Here is a 1,526-nt window from a genome sequence, read left to right as displayed (position 1 = left end):
GTAATCTAATCCTAAGTAGCTGATTAACGTATTAAATCCTCCAACACCTTCCGCAAGGTAACTGGCTGTCTTTTCAGGATCTGATAAAAAACACAATAACCAGTCATCATGGTTCCCTCTTAATGCAATTGCTCCATTTGAAACTAGCTCCATAACCTTATCAATTACTTTCTTACTATCCTTACCCCTGTCGATATAATCACCTAATAAGATAAGTTGATCTTCTGTAGGGTTGTATTTAGTTATATCTAATAGCTTTACAAACTCATCATGGCAACCATGAATATCACTAATTACTAACGTTCGCTTCATAGCCTAGCTCCTTTATTAGTTGATATTCACCATTCCCAGTATTTTCAATTAAAAATACTTTGTCCTGCTTGTTAAATACAATTAGATAGTCTATATCTTCAATAGGTATCGGCTCGTATGCTACAATCTCATAAGTTTGGTAATAAGCATTGTTTCTGACGTAATCTTTTATGTATTGTTCAGAATCATCATCTAAGTAATATACAATGCTGTTATCATGAATTTTAATATCCTCTACATACTCAAAGTAGAAGTATTTCTTCCTATGTTTTACCTTTGAAGGATTAATGCAAATTAGAACTGAACCATCATCAGAAAGGTTGATACTGGACGCATCCCATTTGAAAGTAAAATCGGGTAAATCATGAAAATATATTTTGCGTTTCTCATCTATAAGCTGACTTAAAACATGTATTTTCCTCTCATACTCTAATATCTTTTCTTCATTCCCTGGCTTGCCTTTAAGTTGTTTAATTACTTCTGATAATGAAAAGATGTTTTCTCCCATCATCATATTTTCAGGTGTACCATCTGTTATTGAATTAGCTTTAAAACTAAGTCCGCCATGCTGTTTAACGACATCAGCAATATAATTCTTTCTTGGTATTATCATTTCTGATTCATGGATACCGATAGCACCAGACATAGTTGTTGCGTGAAATAAGAAGTTTTGAATATTTAACTCTTGGATAATCTCATTTACCTTATCTGCAATTAGCTGCTGCCTAAAATAATCAGGAAGAACGGAGACTTTCGTCCCCGAACTTAGATTGTTTTTTCTGGATTCTTCGAGATAATTAATTAGTTGCAACTTGTTCATCTTTAGTACCATCTGATTGTGGGAAAAGTGTATTTTTCTTAGCATTAATCTCGTTAATTTGTTCCTGCATTTCTTTCCCTTGTGACAACATTGTTTGTGCCATTTGGATCTTATCAGTAAAATAAGAATAAAACTTTTCAATTTCAACTTTGTCAAATCCCTTTAGAATTAAAGGGTAGTAATCAGAGTTAAGAAGTAAATCATACTCCTTAAATTTGTTTCTAAGATTATTTGAGAACTTTAGGTCTGTAAAGTGTTCAATTAATAGTAAAGAAATGAAATCAAGTAATTGAAACTTATTCAAATCTACTCCTCTTACTGCCTTCGCTTCTTCACTCATTTTAGTCATACTGTCAAATACCTTGCTGATTTTTTCAAATGAGAAGTATTTATA

The 1,526-nt window shown here is 32.2% G+C and carries 3 protein-coding genes; all 3 read right to left on the bottom strand.

What is annotated here, in order from left to right:
• Positions 1–312: metallophosphoesterase family protein (locus tag V7149_RS17070; RefSeq protein ID WP_335346810.1), on the bottom strand; the 312-nt coding region annotated here is incomplete at its 3' end.
• Positions 290–1,132 (bottom strand): hypothetical protein, encoded by an 843-nt coding sequence (locus V7149_RS17065; protein ID WP_335346809.1) that lies wholly within the window; start codon positions 1,130–1,132, stop codon positions 290–292. The genes V7149_RS17070 and V7149_RS17065, both read right to left, overlap by 23 nt.
• Positions 1,110–1,526, bottom strand: a 417-nt coding sequence (locus V7149_RS17060) for a hypothetical protein (RefSeq protein ID WP_335346808.1), incomplete at its 5' end; no start/stop codon positions are given. The genes V7149_RS17060 and V7149_RS17065, both read right to left, overlap by 23 nt.

This window comes from Bacillus sp. JJ1503 (genome assembly GCF_036965125.1).
Taxonomy (GTDB): Bacteria; Bacillota; Bacilli; order Bacillales; family Cytobacillaceae; genus Cytobacillus.
Note: the sequence above shows the minus strand (reverse complement) of the source record. Positions and strands in the feature narration are given on the sequence as shown.

Coding starts and splice junctions, on each gene's coding strand:
- V7149_RS17065 (WP_335346809.1), bottom strand. CDS start 1,132: ATGAACAAGTTGCAACTAATTAATTATCTCGAAGAATCCAGAAAAAAC.